At 70.1% G+C, this 23,862-nt stretch carries 12 protein-coding genes; 6 read left to right on the plus strand and 6 right to left on the minus strand.

Going from position 1 to position 23,862, the window contains the following annotated elements:
* Window positions 1-8: 8 nt before the first annotated feature.
* Window positions 9-8,186 (minus strand): GH36-type glycosyl hydrolase domain-containing protein, encoded by an 8,178-nt coding sequence (locus ACZ9AQ_RS00905; protein WP_429201503.1) that lies wholly within the window; start codon window positions 8,184-8,186, stop codon window positions 9-11.
* 189 nt (window positions 8,187-8,375) lie between these two features.
* The gene (locus ACZ9AQ_RS00910; RefSeq protein ID WP_429201502.1) at window positions 8,376-9,941 is read right to left on the minus strand and encodes an aminotransferase class V-fold PLP-dependent enzyme; all 1,566 of its coding nucleotides are present in this window, start codon (window positions 9,939-9,941) and stop codon (window positions 8,376-8,378) included.
* A 149-nt stretch (window positions 9,942-10,090) separates the two neighbouring features.
* On the opposite strand from ACZ9AQ_RS00910, the gene ACZ9AQ_RS00915 reads away from it, so the two are divergent.
* From ACZ9AQ_RS00915 to ACZ9AQ_RS00925, 3 genes are all read left to right on the plus strand, one after another.
* A complete protein-coding gene (locus tag ACZ9AQ_RS00915; protein ID WP_429201500.1) occupies window positions 10,091-10,576 on the plus strand; it encodes an Lrp/AsnC family transcriptional regulator in 486 nt (161 codons plus the stop codon).
* 87 nt (window positions 10,577-10,663) lie between these two features.
* A complete protein-coding gene (locus ACZ9AQ_RS00920) occupies window positions 10,664-11,791 on the plus strand; it encodes a branched-chain amino acid ABC transporter substrate-binding protein (protein ID WP_476108109.1) in 1,128 nt (375 codons plus the stop codon).
* 16 nt (window positions 11,792-11,807) lie between these two features.
* Window positions 11,808-13,616 (plus strand): DUF885 domain-containing protein, encoded by a 1,809-nt coding sequence (locus tag ACZ9AQ_RS00925; RefSeq protein WP_429201496.1) that lies wholly within the window; start codon window positions 11,808-11,810, stop codon window positions 13,614-13,616.
* Between the two features lie 232 nt (window positions 13,617-13,848).
* Here the strand turns inward: ACZ9AQ_RS00925 and ACZ9AQ_RS00930 are convergent, their stop codons facing one another.
* From ACZ9AQ_RS00930 to ACZ9AQ_RS00945, 4 genes are read right to left on the minus strand one after another with little or no spacing between them, the layout of a single operon-like run.
* Window positions 13,849-15,540 carry a M14 family zinc carboxypeptidase gene (locus tag ACZ9AQ_RS00930; protein ID WP_429201494.1) on the minus strand — a complete coding sequence of 564 codons (1,692 nt, stop codon included), beginning with the start codon at window positions 15,538-15,540 and terminating at the stop codon, window positions 13,849-13,851.
* Between the two features lie 5 nt (window positions 15,541-15,545).
* Complete coding sequence (locus ACZ9AQ_RS00935; RefSeq protein WP_429201492.1) at window positions 15,546-17,087, minus strand: sensor histidine kinase; 1,542 nt, start codon at window positions 17,085-17,087, stop codon at window positions 15,546-15,548.
* Window positions 17,084-18,040 carry a hypothetical protein gene (locus ACZ9AQ_RS00940; protein ID WP_429201490.1) on the minus strand — a complete coding sequence of 319 codons (957 nt, stop codon included), beginning with the start codon at window positions 18,038-18,040 and terminating at the stop codon, window positions 17,084-17,086. The genes ACZ9AQ_RS00935 and ACZ9AQ_RS00940 overlap by 4 nt, the downstream gene beginning before the upstream one ends.
* A 4-nt stretch (window positions 18,041-18,044) precedes the next feature.
* A complete protein-coding gene (locus ACZ9AQ_RS00945; protein WP_123071681.1) occupies window positions 18,045-18,695 on the minus strand; it encodes a response regulator in 651 nt (216 codons plus the stop codon).
* Between the two features lie 387 nt (window positions 18,696-19,082).
* Here ACZ9AQ_RS00945 and ACZ9AQ_RS00950 point away from each other — a divergent pair, with 387 nt between their 5' ends.
* From ACZ9AQ_RS00950 to ACZ9AQ_RS00960, 3 genes are all read left to right on the plus strand, one after another.
* Window positions 19,083-19,745: an energy transducer TonB gene (locus ACZ9AQ_RS00950; RefSeq protein WP_429201488.1), complete on the plus strand. Its 663-nt coding sequence runs from the start codon at window positions 19,083-19,085 to the stop codon at window positions 19,743-19,745.
* Window positions 19,746-19,866: 121 nt separating this feature from the next.
* Window positions 19,867-22,131, plus strand: coding sequence for a M28 family peptidase (locus tag ACZ9AQ_RS00955; RefSeq protein ID WP_429201487.1), 2,265 nt, complete (start codon window positions 19,867-19,869; stop codon window positions 22,129-22,131).
* A gap of 71 nt (window positions 22,132-22,202) precedes the next feature.
* The gene (locus tag ACZ9AQ_RS00960) at window positions 22,203-23,819 is read left to right on the plus strand and encodes a M28 family peptidase (RefSeq protein WP_429201485.1); all 1,617 of its coding nucleotides are present in this window, start codon (window positions 22,203-22,205) and stop codon (window positions 23,817-23,819) included.
* Window positions 23,820-23,862: the final 43 nt, after the last annotated feature.

Here is a 23,862-nt window from a genome sequence, read left to right on the forward strand (position 1 = left end):
TCTAGATCCTATGCTTCCGGCGCGCCGGGCGCGCGCGCAACCAGCAATTCTACCTTGTGGTCACGCCGGTCGTCACGCAGCGCGATGCTCCAATCCGGGCAGGGTTGGCCGTCCAGCAACATTTCTTCGTCGCCGTCCGTGGCGCGCACCGTGATCTCGTAGAATGCGCCGCGATGACGGTAGCGCATGCTGAACCCGTCCCAGCCCGGCGCCAGGCGCGGCGCGAAGCGCAGCGCGTCGCCGTGGCGCTCCAGGCCCAGCAACGTTTCCAACAGCAACAGCCAGGTCCATGCCGCCGCCGGCGTGGCGAAGCCGCCGATGGCGCGCCCGGCATGCGGCGCGATCGTGCGCAGGCCGCCGCTCATCAGGTAAGGCGGCCCGTCGCCATGCGCCATCGGGTCGAGCATGCGCGCCAGCTGCCATGCGCGGCTGGACTCGCCCAGCCGTGCGAGTCCAGCCGCGGCCCAGGCGGTGGCGCGGTGATCCTGGCCGGGGCTCGACGGCACGCGCTCGCTCCATTCGCCATCCACCGGCGGATCGCAACGCGGCATGGCGCCGTCGACGCGCAGGCGCTGCACCGCCGCGCGCAGCGCCTGCGGCCCCTGCGCCGCCCCGGCCTCCAGCGCCCAGCACTGGGTCGACAGCTCGACGCGGCAGGCGGCGTTGGCGATCGAGCCGAGGGCATTGCTGCTGTCCAGCCAGGTCCAGCGGTACCAGTCGCCATCCCAGCCGTGTTCCTCGCACTGCGCGCGCAGCGCCAGCGCCGCGCCGCGGCACGTGGTGGCGAAGCCGAAGTCGCCGCGCCGGTCGGCCACCTCGGCGAAGCGCTGCAGCACGGCCGCCATGAAGAAGCCCAGGCGCACGCTTTCGACGCGGCCGGCCACCCCTTCCTCATGCAGGCGTCCCGCCGCCGGCGGCAGGCCGCGTGGCCCGAAGCGCAGGCAGCCGCGCAGGCCGTGCACGCAGTGCTGGTACAGATCGTCACGTTCCGTCAGGCGCACGGCCAGCAGCGCATGGTCTTGCGTTACCGTGAGATAGCGCGTCAACGCGTACGGCAGCCACAGGAAGTCCTCGACACTGGCCCCGGCCGTGAACGCAGGCGCGGCGCGCAACACGGCCTCGCGCAGCAGCTCGGGGCGGGCGTGGGCGCAGGCCAGGGCCGACTGCAGCCGCAACGCCGGGTCGCGCTCGCCCATCATGGCGCCGATCGCCTGCCAGGGCAGCCAGCGGTTGACGCGCAGGTCGAAGCCGGGGTCGGGCGTGTGCACGGTGACGGCGCCGAGCGTGTGGTCCCACCAGTCGCGCAGGCGCCGCCATGCGGCGGCGGCGGCCTGCGCCGTGCCATGGCGCTGCACGACCGCGCTGGCGTCCAGGCTGCCGGGGCCGGCCACGCCCAGCACGAACACCAGCTCGCACTCGGCCCCCGGCGCCAGGGTAACGCCGACCTGCAGCGCCGCGCACGGGTCGAAGCCGGCGCCGGCGTTGCCCGACAGCCCGGCACGGCCCAGCGCCGCCGGCCGCGCGGCGGCGCCGAGGCGGCCGATGAATTCCTGGCGGTCGCAAGTCACTGCGACCTGCTCGGCGTCGACGTGGAAGAACGCAACCTTGTCCTGGAAACCCGCGCCGAAGGCATTGCGCGCCAACAGCGCGCCGCTGGCGAGATCGCGCCCGGTCACCACCTGCAGGCCGGGCGGCGCGTCGCGTTCGTCCAGCAGCCACTCCACGTATCCGGTCGCGCTCAGGCGGCGCGGCGCATCGCTGTCGTTGCGCAGGCGCAGCACGCTGTACTTGAGCGGCGCATCCTGGGCAACGAAGCAGCGCAGCTCGGAATGGATGCCATGGGCACGGTGCTCGAACACGCTGTAGCCGATGCCGTGGCGCGTCGTGTACGCCTCCGGCGACGGCGCCGGCCACGGCGTCGGCGACCAGACCGCGCCGCTATCTTCGTCGCGCAGGTAGAACGCTTCGCCACCCTGCGGCGCAATCGCCTCTTCGTCCCCCGCCGTCAGGCGCGTGGCGCGCTCGCCGCTCCAGCTGACGGCATGGCCGCGCTCCGAGACGATGCTGCCGAAGGCGTCGTTGGCCAGCAGGTTGATCCAGGGCGCGGCGGACGCCGCAGGTGTGGCGGCGCCCGGGCTGCTGCGCACCACGTATTCGCCGCCGTCGGGCGTGAAGCCGCCGGCGCCGTTGACGGGCTCCGGCGCGGCCCCGGTCGAGGGCGAAGGCAGATTCGCCGTGGTCCATGCCTGCGCCGGCGCGGTGGCGACGAATGGCGGCGCCGCCGCGCTCCCCGCGCGCTCGGCGCGGCGCAACTGGTCGGCCAGGTCGCCGCGCTCGCCCGCGAGCAGCACGCTGGCGGCGGAGCGCAGCAGGATGCGGTCTTCGCGCGGCACCTCTTCCTTCAGGTGCAGATGCAGTCCGCCAGGCTGGTCGAAGCTGGACGGATCGACCAGCGACGCCGCCAGGTGCATCAGGGCTTCGCGCGCCGCGCGGCTGTCGCACAGGACCAGCAGGTCGACCGCCAGGCCGTGGCCGCGCCAGTAACCGTGGGCCTGCAACAGCTGGCGCGCGAGCCCGGTGTCCTCTCCCTCGCCCAGTTGCAGCAGCAGCACCGGCAAGTCGCCCGTGACGCCGTAAGCGGTCAAGTCGGCCCGCCCGCGCAGATTGCGCGCGATGACGGCGGGATCGGCGCGCAGCGCCGGCGCCGGCTGCAGCAGGCAGCCGGCCAGGCGGTTGATCAGCTGGGCGTCGGCTTCGCCGATCCCGGCGCGGCGCAGCTCGGCCTGGGCCAGGGTCCAGGCGGCCTCGATCGCATGGTCGACCTCATGAGCGACGCCGTAGCGCGCCGCCAGCTCGCGCGCCAGCGCGCGGCTGGAGGCGGCGCCCAGCACCAGGTCGACCGTGATCTCCTGCTGCGGCGCCAGGGTCACGCTGCGCCGCAGCGCCAGCAGCGCCTGGTCGGGCTCGGGGTCCAGGCCGGGCAGCGCGCCGCCCTCCATGACCGCCTGCGGGCCGCGCAGGTCATGGCCGCGCCCGATGAAGCGCGCGCGATTCGTTTCCACGCTCGGCTGCCCCGCCACCTCGCGCACCGTCATGCGGTGCACGACCACGGGCGCGCTTGGCGCGGTCACGCACAGCAGGCTGTCGACGGCCGCGTCGAACTCGATGCGGATACTGCTGCGGCCGCCCTCTTCCAGCGGCGGCCCGGCCAGCGCCACGCAGCCCGTCAGTTCCAGGGTGCGCGCTTCTAGCGCGCGATTGACGATGCGGATGCGGCGCAGCTCGACGTCGTCGCCCGGCGCCACCACCGCGTCGGTGCGCATCTCGATGCCGTGGTCCACGCGGCGCAGGCTGGCCCGCCCTTCGGCCAGCACCGCCTCGACCTCGTCGGGCGCCGGCGCGCCGGGCAGCAGGACATTGGCCCAGGTGGCGCCGGAAGCCGTATCGCGCACGTGCACGGCCAGGCCGGTCTCGCCGGCGCCGGCGCGCGTCAGCCCGGCGCGCGTTGCCCCATCTCCCCCCCAACAGCTGGCGCCGGCGCCCGCGCTGTCGACGCTCAGGTGGTAGCGGCCATTCGACAGCAGCTGGACTTCCGGCAGCGGCGAAGCATCCGGCTTGAGCACGCGCGCGTAGGGGCGGCTCGCCGCGACGCCATCGGGCGCCACGCCGGCATCGATGCGCAGGGGCGGCTCGGCGCCTGCCGCCGGCGCCGCCTCTTGCAGCAGGCCGAGCGCGGCGCGCAGTTCGGGATCGCGCGCGAAGCGGCGCTGCATCGGTTCGCCTTGCAGGTGGCGCGCCAGCGCCAGCAGGATCACGGCCTGGTGGCGCGCGAACTGGGCCCGCACCACCGCCTGGCGTTCGCCTTGCGGCAGGCGCGCCGGCGCATAGTCGAGCGCCTCGTAGAAGCCGGTCTCTCCCAGCAGGCCCTGCGCCGCCATGCGGCGCAGGTTGGCCGCCGCCAGCACCGGCGCCGCGGCCAGCGCGAGCGCGGCGCCATGGGGCGCGGCGACCAGGTCGTCGCCCGCGCGCCGCTGCAGGGCCGCGGCGTCCAGGCCGAAGCGCTGCACGCGGTAGCGCGCCGCCGCGTCGACCGCGTTGCAGCCCGACTCGGTATAGCCCCACAGCAGCCCCCGGCCCCTGGCGTGAGCCGCCTGCAGGCGCGCCACGGCCCGGCCGGCGTCGTCGAGCAGGGTGTCGCGCCACGATGGCATCATGAGATGCGGCGCCAGATAGTCCTCCAGCGCACCCGCGCGCGACAGCAGCAGCGCGCCGGCCCCAGTCATGCGCAAGGGACGGCCGAGCGACCACCAATGCTGCTGCGGCAACTGGTCCTGGGCGACGGCGGCGAAGCTGGCCATGCGCGCCCCGGACGCCAGCAGGTCGCAGGCGTCGCCATCCAGGCGCCCCTGCCGCCCCTCGCGCACGTGACAACCCTTGGCCAGCAAACCCGTGGACGGGTCGACCAGCACGCCGAAATCCATGCGCGCCGCTTCCCGCGCCTGCGCGGCCAGGCGCGCGATCTTTTCCATGCGTTCACGCGCGCAGGCGCGCCCCTGTGCGACCAACTGGGCCAGGCCCTGGTTGCCGCCCGGCGGCTCGAGCGCGGCCAGCTCGCGCAAGGTCGGGATGCGGGTCAGGCCGGCGTCGAGCACGTATTCCTGCGCCGCGCGGGTCCAGGGCGTGAGCGCATGCAGGTCGTCCAGCTGCGCCGCGCACTGGCGCGCCAGGCGCGCCGTCCAGGCGCAGAGTGCAGGGGCGGCGTCGCCCGGCAAGCCGGCGTCCAGCTCGGCCGCCCTGGCCGCGATCGTGCGCAGGCAGTCCGCGAGGCCCGGCAAGGTATCCGTGGCGCGGGAACGGCCGGGCGCCAGCGCTTCGTCCAGCGCGTCCAGCGCCGGCAACAGGCCGGGCGGCGCATGCTCGCGCGCCACGCACAACGTGGCGCGGATGCCGTCCAGCGCGGCGGCGTCGAGGACCGGCCGGTCCGGCAACTCATCGAGACCGGCGGCGAAGGTGCGCAGCGCCAGCGCCAGGCCGCCACTGGCCGCGGTATCGACATGGGCCGGCTCGACCGGAGCGAGCGTGACGCCGTCATACCATTGGAAGAGGTGGCCATGCCAGCGTTCCAGCAAGGCCATCGACGCCAGCGCCTGCTCGCTGCGCGCGAGCAGGCCGCCCAGCGGCAGATAACCGAAGTCGCGCGCGCTCAGGGTCGCCAGCAGGGTCAAGCCCATGCTGGAGGGCGACACCCGCTCGTCGACGGTGAGTTCGGAATGGTCGTACACGGCTTCCGGCGCCAGGCCGTGCCTGGTCGCGCCGTGCTGCTCGAAGAAGGCCCAGCTGCGCCGCGCCAGCGTGCGCAGGAATGGGGTCTGCCCCTTCGCCAGGCGCATGCCGCGCCGCGCCGGCTGGCTGACCCACCAGGCCAGCACCGGCGACAGGAACCACACCAGCAGCAGCGGCGCGGTGGCGAACAGCGCATACGGGTTGGCGAAGGTCAGCAGCACGGCGACGCCGACCGCCAGCAGCGGCGCGAACCACATCGTGCGCCAGTTGTTCTCCATCGCGCCGCTGGCGCGCGCCAGCGCCGGAGGACGCAGTTCGAGCAGCTTGCGGCGGCTCACGTCGCGCCGCCACAGGCCGCGCGCGACCGCGTCGGCGTCGAGCCAGGCCTGGTGCGGCAGGAAGGCCAGCGCCAGCGCGGCGCGCACCAGGGTCGTGCGCGCGCCGCGCGCCCAGGCGTCCAGGTGCTGGCGCAGGGGCGCGCCAGCCGCGCGGCTGGCCAGCGTGGCCACGATGTCGAGCAGCGCCGGCAGCCAGAGCGGCGCCAGGATGGCCGCGGTCCAGAACACGGGCGCGGCCAGCAGGCTCCAGCACAACACGAGCAGCGCGATCGACGCCGGCGCGGCCAGGCTCCCGGCCAACGCGTCGGACAGGCGCACGCGCACCCGCGCGGCGCGCAGGCGGTCGGCGCCGCGCCCCAGGCGGCGCGCTTCCTGCCAGGCGGCGCGCAGGGCGCGATGGCGGCGCAGCACGTGTTCGCCATAACTGTCCGGATGCGCGGCGTCCAGCCGCAGGTCGCTCACGCGCGCGGCGCGCAGGCGGTCTTCCTCGACCCAGCCGGGTTCTGCCCGGCCTTCGTCGCGCAGCTCGGGCCCCATCGCGCGGCGCCAGGCGTCGACGTCGTAGATCGCGGCCCAGCCCTGGCCGCCATCAGGCCACAGGCGCTGGTAGCGCATGGCGCCCAGGTGCGGCAAGGCGGTGGCGAGCCGTGGCAGCAGCATGGCATGGCCTTCCAGCACCCGGCCCGTTTCGTCCTGCAGCGGCCGGTGAAGCGGGTGCGCCATCGCCGCCACCAGGCTGCGCGCGGCGTCGCGCGGCAGGCCGGTATCGGCATCGAGCGCGATCACGTAGCGCATCTCGGCCGCTGCGCCCAGATTGCCGGCCGCGAGCGCAAAGCGTTCGCGCTCGCCGCACAGCCAGGCATTCAGGTCGGCCAGCTGGCCGCGCCGCCGCTCGCGGCCGATCCAGGCCTGCTGGTCTTCGCTCCAGGTGCGCGCACGCGCCAGCAGCATGAAGGGACCGGCCTCAGCGCCAGCGCGCGCGCCGTGCTTGCGGTTGAGCGCCTCGATCGCGTGGCCCGCCTGGGCCAGCAGGGCGGCGTCCAGAGACTGCGTTGCTTCAGGCGCATCGGGCAGGTCGAGCAGCAGGCAGAAACGCAAATATCGATCGCGGTTGCCGAGGTAGCGCACTTCGAGGTCTTCGCACAGTGCCACGAGTTGCGCGGCGTCGTCCGGCTGCGCCGACACGGCCACCAGCGTACGCGCTTCAATGGGAATGCCGGCCGCCACGTCGATGCGCGGCGTGGCCTGGGGCCGGGCCAGCCAGCGCCGGGCCATGCCCATCAGGGCGCGCGCCAGGGCGCCGGCGACCGGCAGCGCCAGGATGCCCATCAGGAGCAGCAGCAGCGCGCTGGCCCCGCCCTGCCAGGCGTGGACCAGGCCCGCGCCCATGAACAGCAGGGCCAGCGCCGCCGTGGCGCCCCTATGCATGCCGGGGCAAGCGCCCTGCAATGCGGCGCGAACGCGCGGCGCCCATCCACGCCGTCCGCGCAGCCTCGCCTCGAGCGCCGCCAGACCAGGGCCGGCCAGGTAGTGCCCCACGTGGCGAATGCGCGTATCGAGCCCGCCCTCGCCCGGCGCGCGATGGACGCCGGCCAGCGCGAGCGCCTCTTGCGCGACCGCGGCCTCGCTCACGCCGAGGGAATGCGCCAGGCGCGCGACCGTGTGCCGGTAGCGGTCACGCGTGGCGCCGTCCATGCGCGCATAACTGCCGTCCGGATCGTCCCGCAGCAGCGCGTCGACCACGCCCAGGCGCTCGGCGAAAGCGCGCCAGTCGACGCCGCCCAGCGCGCGCAGGCTGGCCAGGGCGTTGCCGGCCGCGACGGCGTCCTGCGCCTCTTCGCTTCTCTCGTCCTGCATCAATCCGGCGATGCTGCCCTGGCCATCGGCCAGGCGCGCGTCGATCCAGTCCACTACCTGTGCCAGCGGTGCGCCGCGGCCCTGCAGGCGGCGCGCCAGTTCGGCGACGAAAGCGCCGTTGTCCGCGTCTTCGCTGCGCGCCATGTCGGCGAACAGCAGCACCAGGTCGCCCGGGCGGGTCTCGGCGGTGTCGAGGAAACGCGCGGCCCAGGCGGCGGCGCGTTCGCGGCCGGCGCAGGCATGCGCGGCGCGCGCCGCCAAAGCGGCCAGCCGGTCGATCAGCGCGAGACGCAGCAGCGCGGGCAGCGCGTCGAGTTCGGCGACGCGCAACGGCGCGTCCTGCTGGCTGGCGGCGAGCAGGCGCGCCAGCTCCTCGGTGTCGACGACGCCGTCGGCGCGCGCCAGCGCATCGGTCACGAGGCCCTGGACACGCGCCGCGCCATCCGCAACGGCCGTGCGCAAGCTGGCGGCGACCTGCCGCGATTGCGCGCGCGCCAGCCGCAGCTGGGTGTCGAGCAGATGGTAGCCATCGAGCAGGCGTGCGCCGGCGGGAGGCAGCGCGAACCCGGCGCGCATGACGCGGTCCAGCGTATCGCAGGAACGAACGATGCCCTCCGCATTCGCGGCCAGCGGCGCCATGGGGGCCGTGTCGCCGGCGCCATGGGGAGCATGCTGCCCGGCGGGCATCTTGTCGTTCTCAACTGTCAATGGGGACCTCGGGATGGAGGCGTGCGCGGCGGACCGCCGGAGGACGGACACCCGGGGTTATCGGGGCAAGAGGCCAGACAAATGATGCTGGGCGCGCACGGCTGACTCCATGCTATGGAAGGGACCGGAACGTCACCGTGCGCTGGCGTACACACACCGCCTGCCGAGCTGGCAGGCGGCCGGGGAGAGTCAGATGGCGAGCGCGAAACCGCCGGCCAGCGAGCAGGCGCGCGGATGGCCCATGGCGCGCAGGGTGCGCGCGGCGCGGGCGCTGCGTGCGCCGCTGCGGCACACGAACAGCAAGGGACGGGCCCCGGCGCCCAGCCAGGCGGCGGCATGTTCCTTCACGCTCGCCAGCGGCACGTTGAGCGCCATGCGGCCGTGCAGTTCCACCTGGCCGGCGACGCTGTGCTCGCGCGCGTCGCGCACGTCGACCACGATGGCGTCGGGATGGGCCGCCAGCCAGCCGCGCGCCGCGATCGCGTCGAGCTCCATGCCGGCGTCCAGCGCGGCGTCAGGATGCGCCGCCTCGAGCGCCGCCGCCGCCGTGGCCGACGCTGCTGCCGACGCTGCTGCCGGCATTGCCAGCGCCGCCCCGCAGCGCGCGATGCGTTCGCACGCCAGCTCCAGCGCGGCGTCGTCCGGCAGCGGCCCGATCGACAGGCGCACCGCCGACGCGCTACGCCAGGCCGGCAAGCCCATCGCGTCGAGCACATAGCTCGGCGCGGCCTTCGACGCGGCGCAGGCCGAACCGGCGCTGACGCGCATGCCGGCGGCATCGAACAGGTCGAGCAGCTCGGCGCTGGCGACGCCGGGGACCGAGAAGTTGAGCGTGGTAGGCAGCGCATGCGTCAGCGGCGCGTTGAATACGATGCCGGGAAAGGCGCGGGTCAAGGCGTCCACCAGGCGCGCGCGGCGCGCCTGCAGTTCTTCGAGGCCAAGAAAGGTGTCGCCGCGCTCCAGCGCTGCCAGCACCGCGCCCAGCGCCGCGATGCCGGCCATGTTCTCGGTGCCCGAGCGCCCGTTGTCTTCCTGGCCGCCGCCGCAGATCAGCGGCGTGAACGGCGCGCCTTCGCGCACGTACAGCATGCCGATGCCCTTCGGCGCATGCAGCTTGTGGCCGGAGAATGGCGCGTAGTCGATGCGGCTCGCGCCCAGGTGCAGCGGCAGCTTGCCGAGCGCCTGCACGCAGTCGACCAGCCACAGCGCCGGGCTGGCCGTATCGCTCAGCACCGCGGCGATGCCGTCCAGGTCGGACACGACGCCGGTCTCGTTGTTGGCGGCCATGGTGCAAACAAAAGCGAGGCGCGGCGCCAGCGCGCGCAGCACGTCCAGGCGGTGGCGGCCGTCGGCGTCGACCGGCAGCACGCGCAGTTCGAGCCCAAGACCCAGCAGCCGGTTCCAGTGCGCCACGCTCTCGGACACCGCCTTGTGCTCGGTGGCGCCGACCAGCACGATGTTTGCCCACTCTTCGCCGCTTGCGCGCCGTTCGCGTAGCGCGCACAGCGCCGACAGCACCGCGGTCTGGATGCCCTCGGTGGCGCCGCTGTTGAACATCAGCCGTCCGCTCGGGGCGCCCAGCACCCGCCGTGCGCAGGCGCGCGCGCTCTCGCGCAGCGCGCGTGCGCGCAGGCCGCTCGCATGGCTGCTGCTCGGATTACCGAAGCACTCCTGCAGCGCAGCCATGGCGGCGGTGGCGGCGGCAGGCAGCAGCGGCGAAGTCGCGTTGGTGTCGAGGTAGATTTCGGTGATCATGATTAGCTGCCAAAAACATAAAAAGGTGTCGCACAACACGTTATTGTCCAGTAATATGGTACGGATTTACGCCAATCGAAACGTCCCAAATTTCTCCATTTGTGGGCTGTTAATAGAATAATTATTCTTATAAACATGCTTTGCGGAATATGAACTCACTCGACAAGTTTGATTGTGCGATTCTCGCCGCCTTGCAGGCGGACGCCACGCTTTCCATCTCGGGCCTGAGCGAGAAGGTCGGCCTGTCCAGCACGCCCTGCTGGAAGCGCGTCAAGCGCCTCGAGGAAGACGGCTATATCGAAAGCCGCGTCAGCATCGTCAATCGTGAAAAGGTGGGCCTGCCGGTCACGGTGTTCGTCAGCATCAAGACCACCGAGCACGACGAAAAATGGCTGGCGCGCTTCGCCGCCGCCGTGATCGCCCTGCCCGAGGTGCTGGAGTTCCACCGCATGAGCGGCGACGTCGACTACCTGCTCAAGGTCGTCACCACCGACATCGCCGGCTACGACCGCTTCTATAAAAAGCTGATCAAGACCGCGCGCCTGACCGGCGTGTCGTCCGCCTTCTCGATGGAACAGATCAAGTCGACCACCGCCCTGCCGCTCGAACTGATCTCGCACGGCGTGCCGGCCTGAGCGTGTTTACGGCGACGCCTGGCGCTTTCGCCGGTCGTGCGAATCGTGCGATGATGGCGGCCGTTGACATCAACGGAGACCAAGGGAATGCGATCGAAAATAAAGATGGCGCCGCTGGCGCTGGCGGCGTTGTTCGCCCTCCAGGCAACCGCCGCTGAACAAATCGTGAAGATCGGCGTGAGCGGCCCGCTGTCGGGTTCCAACGCCTTCGCCGGCAAGGACAATGAAAACGGCGTGCGCCTCGCCATCGAAGAACTCAACGCGCAGAAGATCCAGGTAGGCGGCAACGTGCTGCGCTTCGTACTGCAGTCCGAAGACGATGCGGGCGACCCGAAGCAGGGCGTGACCGTGGCCCAGAAATTCGCCGACGCCGGCGTCAAATACGTGCTCGGCCCATATAACTCGGGCGTGGCGATTCCGGCCTCGCGCGTCTACAACGACAACGGCATCCTGATGTCGACCGTCGGCACCAACCCCAAGATCACGGCCGCCGGCTACCCGACGGTGTTTCGCATCGTGGCCAGCGACACGCAGGTCGGCGCGTCGGTCGCCGGCTATGCCGCCAAGGAACTCAAGGTCAGGAACGTCGGCGTGATCGACGACCGCACCGCGTTCGGCCAGGGCATCGCGATGGAATTCAAGCGCCAGGCGCAGAAAGCCGGCATCAAGGTCGCGGGCCACGAATTCACCAACGACAAGGCGAGCGACTTCGCCGCCATCCTGACCTCGCTGCGCGCCAAGAAGGTGGACGCCATCTTCTTCGGCGGCTACGCCCCGCAGGCCGCCCCGATGGCGCGCCAGATGAAGCAGCTGGGCCTGAACGTGCCGCTGCTGGGCGGCGACACCCTGTGCAGCCCCGAAATGGCCCGGCTGGGCGGCGAAGCGGTCGGCGAGAACGTGCGCTGCGCGCAGGCCGGCGCCATCGTCGCCCAGCAGCCGGGCGGCCCGGGCTTCCTGGCCAGCTACAAGAAGCGCTTCGGCCGCGATCCGGACGTCTACGCGCCTTCGTTCTACGACCAGACCAGGTTCATCGCCCAGGCGATCCAGCAGGCGAAGTCGGTCGACGCCAGGCAGGTCGGCGCCGCGATGCACGCGATCAGCTACCAGGGCGTGGTCGGCGCCTACGGCTACGACGCCAAGGGCAACCTCAAGAAGACGGCGGTGACGGTCTACACCTTCAAGAACGGCGCGTTGACGCCGCTGGCCAGCTACTGACCCGACAAGGAAAAAAATGAGAGAGAACTTCAAGCTCGGCGCGCTGGCGATCGGCGCCCTGCTCGCATGCGCATCGGTCCAGGCCGCGCCTGCGCTCGACGCCGCGCCCGCCAACCAGAAGGTCGCCACGACCGACGCCGGCAAGGCGATCGCCAAGCTGGTCGACGAGTACTACGAGGCCTATGCCCGCTTCGAGCCGGTGTGGGCGACCGAGAGCGGCGACGGCCGCTTCTTCGATCAGCTCGGCCTGTCGATCGCGCCGCAGAAGCGCGAAGCGCAGTTTGCGCTGTACCGCGGCTACCTGAAGCGCCTGGCGGCAATCCCGCGCGAGCGCCTGAACGCGCACGAGCAGGCCAGCTACGACGTCGTCAAGTTCGAGCTCGAGACCGCATTGCGCCTGGGCGCCTTCCCCGAGCACCTGCTGCCGGTGGACCAGATGTTCAACATGCCGGTGTTCATGGCGAACTACGCCGGCGGCCAGGGCGCCCAGCCCTTCGCCACGCCGCAGGATTACCGCAACTACCTGAGCCGCCTGGACCAGATGGTCGCCTACATCGACCAGTCGATCGCGAACATGCGCGAAGGCGTCAAGCGCGGCATCGTGCATCCGCGCGAGCCGATGCAGTCGCTGCTGCCGCAGCTCAAGCAGCTGCAGGCCAAGAGCGCGGAAGCCAGCATCTTCTACACCCCGATCAAGAAGCTGCCGGAAGGCTTCTCGGCTGCCGACAAGCGCAGCCTGCTTGATGCCTACCGCACGACGGTCGGCAAGCTCAATCCGGCCCTGGACCGCCTGGCCAGCTATGTCGAGAAGGAATACCTGCCGAAGACCCGCACCACCGCCGGCTGGAACGCGCTGCCGAACGGCGCCGAGTGGTACAAGGCGCGCGTGGCGGCGATGACCACCACCGACATGACGCCCGAGCAGATCCACGCGATCGGCCTGAAGGAAGTGGCGCGCATCCAGGGCGAATACGGCAAGATCGGCCCGAAGATGGGCTACAGCGGCCCGGCCGCCGGCCTGCCGAAGTGGGTGTCCGAGCAGCCGAAGTACAAGCCGTTCACCACGGACCGGCAAGTGATCGAGGTGTTCCAGAAGCTGGACACGCAAGTGCGCGCCAAGCTGCCTGCCCTGTTCACCCTGATGCCGAAGGCGCCGCTGGAAGTGCGGCTGGAGCCGGAACTGACGCGCGAGACCGCGTCGGACCACTACTCGGCGCCGGCCGCCGACGGCTCGCGTCCGGGCGTGTTCTGGTCGGTCGTGAACGACCCGACCAAGTATGGCCGCACCGGCATGGTCACCCTGTACCTGCACGAAGGCCAGCCGGGCCACCACTTCCATATCGCGCTGCTGCAGGAACTGGGCCTGCCGAACTTCCGCAAGTTCGGCGGCAACACCGCCTTCACCGAAGGCTGGGCGCTGTATGCCGAGACCCTGGGCAAGGAGATGGGCCTGTTCGAACAGCCGGAAGACTACTTCGGCCACCTGAACGACGAAATGCTGCGCGCCGCGCGCCTGGTGGTCGACACTGGCCTCCACAGCAAGGGCTGGAGCCGCGACCGGGCGATCGCGTACTTCCGCGACACGCTGGGCTACTCGGAACTGGAAGCGCGCGCGCAGATCGAGCGCTACATGGTGATGCCGGGCCAGGCGCTGGCGTACAAGATCGGTTCGCTGAAGATCATGGAACTGCGCCAGCGTGCGCAGGCGGCGCTGGGCGACAAGTTCAGCCTGCCGAAATTCCACGAGGTGGTGCTGGACGAAGGCACCTTGCCGCTGGCGGTGCTGGAGGCGAAGGTCGACCGGTGGATCGCGGCGTCGAAGTAAGGATCGCCGCACTGCTGCCGCACTGCCGCAAATCCAGCCAGCGTCGTTCCCGCGAAGGCGGGAACCCAATTTGTTCGCGCCGCCGCTATGATTGATTGCAGTGGCTGCGCGAGCGACCTTGGGTCCCCGCCTTCGCGGGGACGACGTTGCGCGTCGATTGGTGTCGGCTCCGCTCTCGCGCCGGATGATCTCGCGGCCAACCATCACCGCGTCGGCGGCGTAGCCGCCAACCCTACCTCGCGATCATGAACACCGGATAGCGGTTCCACTCCGGCTCGCGATAGCGCGCGCAATTGGCGTAGATGAAGTCGAGCACCGCTTCCTGGCTGCCCAGCAGGCCCGGATTGGCGGCCTTCCACTCGGCGAACTTCGCCGCCAACTCGGGCTCCTCAGCCAGCAGCTTCTCGGCCTCGTCCTCGAACACGTAATCCGAATAGTGCTCCTTCTTCTCCAGCACGCTGTTGAAGAAGCCCCAGCGGAAGAAGCTGTCGTGGGCCAGCGGCTCGAGCGTCTCGACCGCATAGCGCGCCCGGTCCTGGTCCAGCGGCACGATGTAGTCGCCGGCGCGCAGCAAGACATGCCCGGTGCGCCGGTCCAGCGCCACCTCGTCATGGAACATGTGGCCCTCGTAGGCCGACGGGCGCGAGGTCACCGATGCGATCTGGTAGTACGCCACCTCCTGCAGGCGGTCCGCCGCGACCCGCTCCATGCGCACGCCATTCCACTCCAGGCGCTCGATCGCCTCTACCCACTGCTGCGGCACCACATAGGCCTGCGGCGCCGGCACCGCGACGTCGACCGGGAAGCTGTTGTAGTAGGCGATGTCGCGTTCCCACGGGCTGCTGCGGTCGTAGTACAGGCGGCTGTAGTCGCCGATGACGCTCTTCTTGTACTTCGCCTCGTAGCCCTTGAAACGCACGCGCGAGGGATTGGCCTCGTCCATCTTCCAGCGCACCGGCCATTCGGCCCGCTTGCGGCCTTCCTCGCGCGCAGCGCGGCGCAGCGCCTGGATGCGGTCGGCGTTCTTGACCGTGAACTCCAGCGCCACTTCGACCAGCGCCACCATCGACGCGTAGCGGTCCTTGAACGGCTTGAGCATGTGCGTCTCGGGCATGAAGCCGATCGTGTGGTGCAGCGCCGCGTAGCCGGTCGAGAAGCGCGCCGTCTCGAGGAATTCGGCGATGCCGTGGTCCGGGCTGTCCTTGACCGGGTTCACATAGGGACAGGTCGGCCAGCCGCGCGCATCCATGCCGGCGTAGATCGCGGGCAGCATCTCGGCGCGCAGGAAACTCCCCAGGCCGCCGCCCAGCTTGTCGGCCTGGGTGTGGATCAGGGTCATCGTGTAGCTGTAGTCGGCGCCATTCGAGGTGTGGGTGTCGACCATCACGTCCGGATCCCAGAGGGTGAACAGCCGATTGAAGGTGCGCGCGCTCGAGGTATCGCACTTGACGAAGTCGCGGTTCAGGTCGAGGTGGCGGCTGTTGCCGCGAAAGCCGAACTGCTCCGGCCCGTCCTGGTTCACGCGCGAGGTGTCGGCGCGGTTGAAGCTGCCGTCCACGTTGTACAGCGGGACGAACAGGAACACGGTGCGGCCCAGCGCAGCGCGCTTGGCGCTCTGCAGGCAGAAGTCGCGCACGATCGCCATGCAGCCGTCGACGCCTTCCGGCTCGCCCGGGTGGATGCCGTTGTTGTTGAAGAAGACCGGACGACCGGCGCGCTTGATCGCCTCGACGTCGAACACGCCGTCGCTGCTGACCACGCCCGCGTGGATCGGCACGCCCGCATCCGACACGCCCACCTTCTCGAAGCGCAGCACCGCAGGAAAACGGCGCGCGAGGTCTTCGTACCAGGCGATGCACTCGCTCCAGGTGGTGGTCTGGTTCAGGTTGCCCTTCTCAAAGGGCGTCAGCAGTTCGGTGGACATGGATCTTATCGTTGTGAGGTGGATGCTTCGGAAATCGTCGCCGGCGCACCTGGCGCCTGGACCGGCAGGTTGAGCGGCAGCGCGATCGCGACGTCGGTGCCTTCGCCCGGGCTGGATCGCACTTCGATCGTGCCGTGCAGCGCATAGGCGCGCTCGCGCATGCCGATGATGCCGATGCCTTCCGAGGCGCTTGCGGTGTCGAAGCCGGCGCCGTCGTCGACCACGCGGATGCGCAGCATGCCCTTGCCTTCGTCCAGCAGCAGGCTGACATGGGCCGAGCGCGCGGCGGCGTGCTTCATGACGTTGGACAGGGCCTCCTGCACGATGCGATAGGCGGAAATCGCCAGCTCGTTCGACAGGCGCGCGAAATCGCCCTCGCTGTGCAGGTCGAAGCGGCAGCCGGACGTGGTGTCGTAGTGGCGCACCATCTCTTCCACCGCGCCGTGCAGGCCCAGCATGTCGAGCACCTCGGGACGCAGGCGGCGCACCAGGCGCCGGCCGTTGGCGTACAGGTCGAGCGCCAGCTTGGTGATGGCCTCGGACTTGCGCCGGATCTCGTCGACCTCGGGCCCGGGCGGGGCCTTCGCCGCCAGCAGGCCGATCGCCTGCGCCTCGAGGCGCGCCGCGATCAACGACGCATTGAGCTCGTCGTGGATCTCGACCGCGATGCTCTTGCGCTCGTCCTCGATGATCTCGTTGACCTTCTGGATCAGCTTGCGCTTGTCGGCGTCGGCGCGCAGCGCCTCGTTGCGCGAGGCCAGCAGGTCGCGCGTGCGCTCGGCCACCTTGTTCTCGAGGTCGCGCTTGGATTCGTCCAGCGCCAGCGACATCTCGCCGATCGAGGCCTGCAGCTCGCCGATCTCGCCGCCGGTGGTGACCGGCGGGTGGACACGGTAGTTGCCGCCCCGGATCTGGCGCAAGGTGCCGATCGCCTCGCGCAGCGGCACGATCAGCGAGCGCGCCAGCACCCAGGCCAGGATGCCGCTCGCGGCCAGCGCCAGCGCCGCCATCGACAGCTCGATCTGGAAGCGGTCGGTCTGCTTGGCCATCATGTTTGCCGGCGACATCGTCACCCGCACCCAGCCGACGACTTCGGTGGTGAGCGTGGGCGGACGCGAATCGCTCGATGCCGACACGTGCGGCGTGCCGTTGTCCGAGAACAGGTTGATCCACACCACCTGCTTGCGGATCGGCGCCTCGTAGTAATGGGCCTGGGCGTCGCTGGCCGACTCGGACACCACGCGCACCGCGGCGCGTCCGCTGCCGTCGATCACGTCGACTTTATAGATGCTGCGGTCGGACTGCACCAGGCCGTTGATGGTCAGGCGCAGGTCGGACAGGTTGCCAGAGATGACGTTGTATTCGGAGGTCTCGGCCAGCGCGCGCGCCAGGATGCGCCCGCGCTCGGCCAGCTCTTCGGCCACCTGGGCGCGGTGCGCATACCAGGAATACCAGACGAAGGAGGTGAACAGCAGGATCACGGGCAGCATGGTGATGACGGCCATGCGCCGTCCGACACCCCAGCCGCGCCAGAAACGCAGGTTCATTGCACGGCCGGCGCGCGCCGTGCGAAGTTACGGGCGGCGTCGGTCACGCGCAGGTCGAGCGAACTGGCCACCCCTTCGTTGATGATGGTGCGGAAGTAGCGCGGGAACTGCGGCGGATCGAGCTCGCCGGTGCGCACGAAGTCGGCGGCCAGCTCGGCCACCTGGGCGTTGATCTCCTCGATCTCGGAATACGTGGTGGCCAGCGCGCCGACCTTGACCATGTCGGCCGAGAAGCCGATCACGCCCTGCTTGCGGCGGTAGGTCGAGAGCAGGATGTTGCGCACGTTCTCGGCGTTGTAGATGTCGCTGTCGGGCAGCGCCAGCAGGGTCTCGGCGCGCGTCATGCTGTTGAGCGTGTGATTGAGGTCTTCGCCCGGCGTATACATCTGGATCTCGGTGGCGTCGGTCAGCGCCGGCTTCAGGAAGGCGGTGTCGGGGCCGAGCAGCACGCCGACCCGCACCGGGCGGCCGTACAGCAGTTCGGCCAGGCGCATCTGATCGTTCGGCGCCGGCTCGGCATAGATCGCGGTCATGGCCATGCGGCGCGGCTTGGGCAGTCGCGCGGTCAGCGTGCGCCACACCTGGCTCGAGGTGTAGGCCGAAATCACCACGCAATCGCAGCGGCGCGACAGCGCGTCGCGCAGCGCGGTCGGGCCGATCGCCACGTACAGCATGCGGCGCTTCTGCGCCAGCTCGGTGCGAAAGGCGGCGAAGGTGGGCACCAGGCGCTTGTACAGGTCGTCGGCGATGCGGTGGGTGACGGCGCTGTCGTCGCCGGTCAGGATCTGGAAACGGAAGCCCTGCGCTTCTTCGCGTTCGCGCTCACGCTCGGCATGCTGGGCCGCATGCGCGCCGCCGGCGGACAGCAGGAGCAGGAAGGCGATCGCCAGCAGCGGCGCCAGCGCGGGCGCGCGCGGGCGCTGGTGGGGCATGCGGCGCGGGAGGATGGCCATCGCGTCAGGGCTCGATCAGGCCGTGCTTGACCGCCAGCAGCGTGATGCTGGCCTGGCGGTGCACGCCCAGCTTTTCCTTGATCGACTGGCTGATGTTGCTGATGGTCTTGGTCGACAGGTCGAGGCGCTCCGCGATCTCGGCATTGGTCATGCCCTCGGCCATCAGCTTGAAGATTTCCAGTCCGCGCTCGTCGAGCTGGGACTGCGGCGTGACTTCGCCGCGCACCGCCATGCTGGCCAGGCGCGAGGCGATGTGCGGCAGGAAGTACAGCTTGCCCTCGTGGGCGTGGCGCACTGCGGTGGCCAGGTCGGCCGGGTCGCAATCCTTGGTGACGAAGGCGTGCGCGCCGAGGCGGTAGGTTTCCTTGATCAGGCTGTCCTGGTCAAACTGGCTCAGGAAGACGATCTTGGCCGACGGGTCGGACTTGAGGATGGCCTGGGCCGCGTCCATGCCGGTCAGCTCGGTGCCGAAGCGCATGTCGAGCACGGCCACGTCGGGATGCTCGGCGGCGTACAGCGCGGTCGCCTCGCTCGGGGTCTTGGCCTGCCCCACCACCTGCATGCCCGCCGCTTCCAGCGACATGGCGAAACCGGTCATGACGATCGGGTGATCATCCGCGAGCATGACGCGGATGGGTTTGTTCTGTTCTGCCAATTTGATTCTCCTGGCGCGTGGCCGGTGTGCGGTGCCAGTGGCTGGCGTTGCGGTGGCCGGGGCGAAAAGCCACGGCACAGTGAGGAATTATTTCATACAACGGGCGGCGAAGCGAATGGAAAGGCAGGGAGATTTTGTGCGCTTCGGCATGCGTTTTGCGCGCACTTCCTTTTGCTGGACGCGTGGACGGCGGAGGCGTGCACCCTACCGATGGGGATGCTTGGCACGTTGGCGCACACACAACTAGAAACAAAATTACTAGATTATGGATTTGCAAATTGCTAGGACATAGCATATATTGATTCCAACGAGCTGTAGATATGCATTCTTCCAAGGTAGGAAACCTGCCGATCCCGACGGATGGCGGGACGAATAAAGGAGGTTGCCATGCATTTTTCTGACATCAATCACGGCGCCGGCGGCAAGGCCGGCAAGTTCGCCCTGGTGGCCGGCCTGCACGTGCTGGTGGCGATGGGCGTGATCAGCACGATGAACGCCAAGTCGCTTTCGCTGCCTGCCATGCTGGAAGACAAGCTGGTGTGGATCCAGCCGGAGACGCCGCCGCCTGCCCCGCCGCCCGAACCGCCGAAGCCCGTCGCCAAGGCCGCGCCGCCCCAAATCGTGGTGCCGGATGTGGAAGTCGAGGTGCCCGCGCCGCCGCTCGAGCAGGTGATGGAAGCGACTACGGAGCCGTCGCCTGAACCGGCCCAGCAAACCCAGTCCGATGCGCCGCCACAGCCGGCCGCCGAGCCGTCGTCGAACAGCGGCCAGATGCGCAGCGCCGTGCTGGCCGACGCCAACGGCTGCGCTAAACCCGACTATCCGGTGCGCGCTGCGCGCAATGGCGAGACCGGGACCGTGACCCTGGCGCTGCTGGTCGGGCCCGATGGCCGGGTGCAGGACTCGCGCATCCAGTCTTCCAGCGGCTCGCGTGAGCTCGATCGGGCCGCCGTGAATGCCCTGAGCCTGTGCACCTTCCAGCCGGCGATGAACGGAGGCACAGCCGAAGCCGGGTGGGCGCAGCTCGCCTACGTCTGGACACTGGAATAAACACCCCTTTCCTCTTTTGGCCCGCCCCACTTCATCGGCGGGCTTTTTTTCGTCCCTATGACAGGTGCATGGACGCTTGCGCAGGCCACATCCGATCACAACAACAATGGAGAGAGAACACATGGATGCAGCAAGCACGCCGATGCCGGCGCACCATCTAACGGGTTTCATGCACGCCCTGGCCGGCTGCCTGGGACTGGCCGTCCTGGCCGTGCTGGGCTGGATGGCGTTGACGGCGCCGCCCCCGCCCGAGCCGCAGGCGGAGATTGCGGCCGGCGGCTGGAACGCCCGCATGCAGAGACACATACAGGTGCTGGCGGCCACCCCACGCTCGATCGCGACCGAAGGCAATGCCCAGGCGCGTGCCTATCTGCTGGCCGAACTGCGGGCGATGGGCCTGGCGCCGGCGGTGCAGCGCGCCACGGTGCGCAAGTCGGTCGTCTACTATTTTGGCGCCATCCACAACACGGTCGGCGTCGTCCATAACGTCGTCGCCAGGATTCCCGGCAGCGCCCCGGATGGGGGCCGCCGCCCGGCGCTGCTGCTCACGGCCCACTACGACAGCGGCAACGCGGTGCACAAAGCGGCGCACGGCGCCGTCACGATGGCTGCCCTGCTCGAAACCGCGCGCTCCCTGCGCGCCGCGCCGCCCGCCAGCGACGTCGTGCTGCTGTTCACCGACGGCCACCACGTCGGCGCGCTGGGCGCCAAGGGCTTCGTCGAACAGCATCCGCTGGCCGCCAGCATCGGCCTGGCGCTCAAGTTCGATCCTTCCGGCGCCGCCGGGCTGCGCATGGTCGAGACCAGCGGCGCGGGCGGCGCCGCGCTGGCCGGCTGGATGCGCGCCGCGCCCGAATTGCGCGGCTCCTCGCTCGAGACGACCCTGGCGCGCATGCTGAACGACGCGCCGCACCTCGGTCCGCTGGCGGCGCTCGATACGCCGGTGCTGCTGTTCGCCGGCGGCGAAGGAAATCCACGGCAGCTGGGCGACGCGATGCTGCGCCTGGCGCGATCCTACGGCGACGCGCCGCTCGAACGCGGGACGCAGAGCGCCGTCGCCTATTTCTCGCTGCCCGTCGTGGGCCTGGTGCAGCACGCGGCCTGGCTCTCCTGGGCGTCGGCGACGCTGTCCTGCCTGATGCTGGGGTTCGCCTGGCGCCGCCTGTTCGGCGCGGACGGCGCGACCGAGGCGGCGCAAGGCGTGTTCGGCGTGTGCTTTTTGCTGCTCGTGGTGCGCGTGGGCAGCTGGACCTGGCGCGAAGAGATTGCCGCCGCCGGCCTCGCGGGCGAGCAGCGCCTGCCGCTGATGGTGATGGCCGTAGCAAGCTGCGTCTTCGTCGCTGGGCTGTACATATTGCGCCGCAGCGTCGGCGCCGCGGCGACGGTGCTCGGCGCGCTGGCCTGGCCCGCGCTGACGCTGCTGCTGGTCGTGTTCTTCTTGCCCGGCGCCGCCTACGTGCTGGCCTGGCCGCTGGCGGCGGCGCTGGCCGCCTTCCTCGTCCTGCACTCGGCCTGGGGCCGGCGCCAGGCCTTCGCCGTGCGGCTGCTGGTGCTGGTGGCCGCCCTGGCGCCGGCCGCCGCATTGTTTGCGCCGGCGCTGCGTGACGCCTGGCTGCTGCTTGCGCCGCACCACCTGTACCTGCCGCCGATGCTGATGGCGCTGCCGATGCTGTGCTTCGCCAGCCTGCTGCTGGTGATGTCCGTCGCGCCGGCCGTCGCCGCCGCGCTGGCGCTGCTGGCCGCAAGCTGCTTTGCCCTGCCGGGACAGGCGGCGCCGCGCGCCCCGCTGCCGCCCGCGTCCGATGGCCTCGAACACCTGGTCTACTACAAGGACGCGAACACCTGGCGCGCTTACTGGCTGCTGCCGGAGCAGCCGCTGGACGACTGGCGCCGCCGGCTGTTCCCCGGCCGGCAGCCGACCATCTTCGTCGAAGTCTTCGGCTGGAACAGCCCGCGCCAGTGGTATGCCGAAGCGCCGCGCGAGGATGCGGTCGCCTTCCCCGAGTGCTTCGTCCTGCGTAATAGCGTGGTCGCGCTGCGAGATACCGTCGGCAAGGTGCGGCGCGGCACGTTCACTGTGCGTTCAAAAAACCGCGCGCCGCACATCGAGCTGCGCATGTCGGGCGCCAAGGCGCTGCGCTCGCGGCTCGACGGCGCGCCTCTCACGTCCAGCGAGGCGCCGTGGCTGCTGTCGCTGTACGGGATGGAAGACCGGGTGCTGCACTTCGAGATCGAGAGCGCGCCCGACGAGATTTTCGCGATCACCGTGCAAGAGCGCATGCCCGGCGTGCCGCGGCATCTGCTACCGCCGCGCGACGAAGGCGAACCGTATTTACGGGGGCAATCGGGAATGACGATGTCGACCGATATCCTGCGTTTTTTTTAAGGACTTGTCATAGAATGTCCCGCGCACACCACGAATGTGCCCTTCCCGATCAACTCAAGTCGCAGGATTTTATGTACAAGATCGTCTCTTCCCTCGTCCTTACCACCCTCGCCGGCAGCCTGGCGCTGGCCTATCCGGCCCATGCGCAAAATGTCCAGGAAGCGCCGCTGCGCGCGCACCTGGCCCACCTGTCCGCCGACGCCATGGAAGGCCGCGGCACCGGCCAGCGCGGCGGCGAGCTGACCGTCGCCTATCTCGAGGCGCAGGCGAAGGCCGCCGGTCTGAAGCCGGCCAACGGCGACAGCTTCCGTCAGGCGGTCAAGATCGCCGGCGTGCGTTCGCTGCCGGCCAAGAGCGACATCGCGATCACCGCCGGCGGCAAGGCGCTGCCGCTGCAGTTCGGCGCTGACTGGGTCTGGGGCCCGGGCGACGGCAAGGCCGAGCACAAGCTGGACGCGGACCTGGTCTTCGTCGGCTACGGCACCGTGGCGCCGGAAGAAGGCGGCTGGAACGACTTCAAGGGCATGAACCTGAAGGGCAAGGTGCTGGTGATGATGGTGAACGATCCGATGCCGACCGCGGCGGAACCGAACCGCTTCAACGGCGAGGGCCTGACCTACTACGGCCGCTGGACCTACAAGTTCGAGGAAGCGGCGCGCCAGGGCGCGGCCGGCGCCATCCTGATCCACACCGACAAGTCGGCCTCGTACGGCTGGAGCGTGGTGCAGAACAGCTGGGCCAACGCCGAGCGCTTCCAGCTCACCGAAGGGAAAGTGGGCACCGGCGTGCAGGGCTGGATGACCGACGACACCGCGCGCAAGGTGTTCGCCGCCGCCGGCCAGGATCTGGATAAACTGCGCGCAGCCGCCGAAGACAAGAACTTCAAGCCGGTGACCCTGAAGGCCCGCCTGAAGGGCACCGCGCGCGCGCAGGTGCGCAAGCTCGAAGAGTTCAACGTGGCCGGCGTGGTGCCGGGAACCGATCCAAAGCTCAAGGACGAAGTGGTGATCTACACCGCGCACTGGGACCACATGGGCAAGCAGGGCACCGAGGGAGACACCATCTTCAATGGCGCGGTCGACAACGCTTCGGGCACCGGCGCGCTGCTGGCGATGGCGGAGCAAGCCGTCAAGCACCCGGCCAAGCGCAGCCAGATGTTCCTGTGGGTGGCCGCCGAAGAGCAAGGCCTGCTGGGCAGCGCCGCCTACGTCGCCAAGCCGCTGTGGCCGATCGCCAAGACCGCCGCCAACCTGAACCTGGACAGCCTGAACTGGGTGGGCCCGGTGAAGGACGTCAGCGTGCCGGGCAGCGAGCGTACCGAACTGGGCGCGATGGCCGCTGCTGCCGCCCAAGCGATGGGTTTGACCGTCGCGCAGCCCAGGCCTGACCTGGCCGGCGGTTACTTCCGCAGCGACCACTTCAGCTTCGCCAAGGCCGGCGTGCCGGCGTTCTCGGTGGGCGCGGGCCGCAGCTGGGTGAAGGACGTCGAGGCCAACAACGCCAAGGCCGCGACCTACCGCGACAAATACCACCAGGCGTCGGACGAATACGATCCGAGCTGGGACCTGTCGGGCATGGTGCAGCAGGCGCAGTACACGCTGAACCTGGGCCGCGCGGTGGCCGACGCGCCGCAGATGCCGGCGTGGAAGGAAGGCGATCCGTTCGGCAAGGCGCGCGCTGCAAAGTAATCGCAGCCGCCAGGCTTCAAGTTTTAGTCAGCAGTAGCACGTC

Source organism: Massilia sp. UYP34, assembly GCF_056279385.1.

What these genes read in the sequence shown, in the direction of transcription:
- ACZ9AQ_RS00910 (WP_429201502.1), bottom strand. Translation starts at nt 9,941, where the DNA reads ATGATCACCGAAATCTACCTCGACACCAACGCGACTTCGCCGCTGCTG.
- ACZ9AQ_RS00915 (WP_429201500.1), top strand. Translation starts at nt 10,091, where the DNA reads ATGAACTCACTCGACAAGTTTGATTGTGCGATTCTCGCCGCCTTGCAG.
- ACZ9AQ_RS00920 (WP_476108109.1), top strand. Translation starts at nt 10,664, where the DNA reads ATGCGATCGAAAATAAAGATGGCGCCGCTGGCGCTGGCGGCGTTGTTC.
- ACZ9AQ_RS00925 (WP_429201496.1), top strand. Translation starts at nt 11,808, where the DNA reads ATGAGAGAGAACTTCAAGCTCGGCGCGCTGGCGATCGGCGCCCTGCTC.
- ACZ9AQ_RS00930 (WP_429201494.1), bottom strand. Translation starts at nt 15,540, where the DNA reads ATGTCCACCGAACTGCTGACGCCCTTTGAGAAGGGCAACCTGAACCAG.
- ACZ9AQ_RS00935 (WP_429201492.1), bottom strand. Translation starts at nt 17,087, where the DNA reads ATGAACCTGCGTTTCTGGCGCGGCTGGGGTGTCGGACGGCGCATGGCC.
- ACZ9AQ_RS00940 (WP_429201490.1), bottom strand. Translation starts at nt 18,040, where the DNA reads ATGGCCATCCTCCCGCGCCGCATGCCCCACCAGCGCCCGCGCGCGCCC.
- ACZ9AQ_RS00950 (WP_429201488.1), top strand. Translation starts at nt 19,083, where the DNA reads ATGCATTTTTCTGACATCAATCACGGCGCCGGCGGCAAGGCCGGCAAG.
- ACZ9AQ_RS00955 (WP_429201487.1), top strand. Translation starts at nt 19,867, where the DNA reads ATGGATGCAGCAAGCACGCCGATGCCGGCGCACCATCTAACGGGTTTC.
- ACZ9AQ_RS00960 (WP_429201485.1), top strand. Translation starts at nt 22,203, where the DNA reads ATGTACAAGATCGTCTCTTCCCTCGTCCTTACCACCCTCGCCGGCAGC.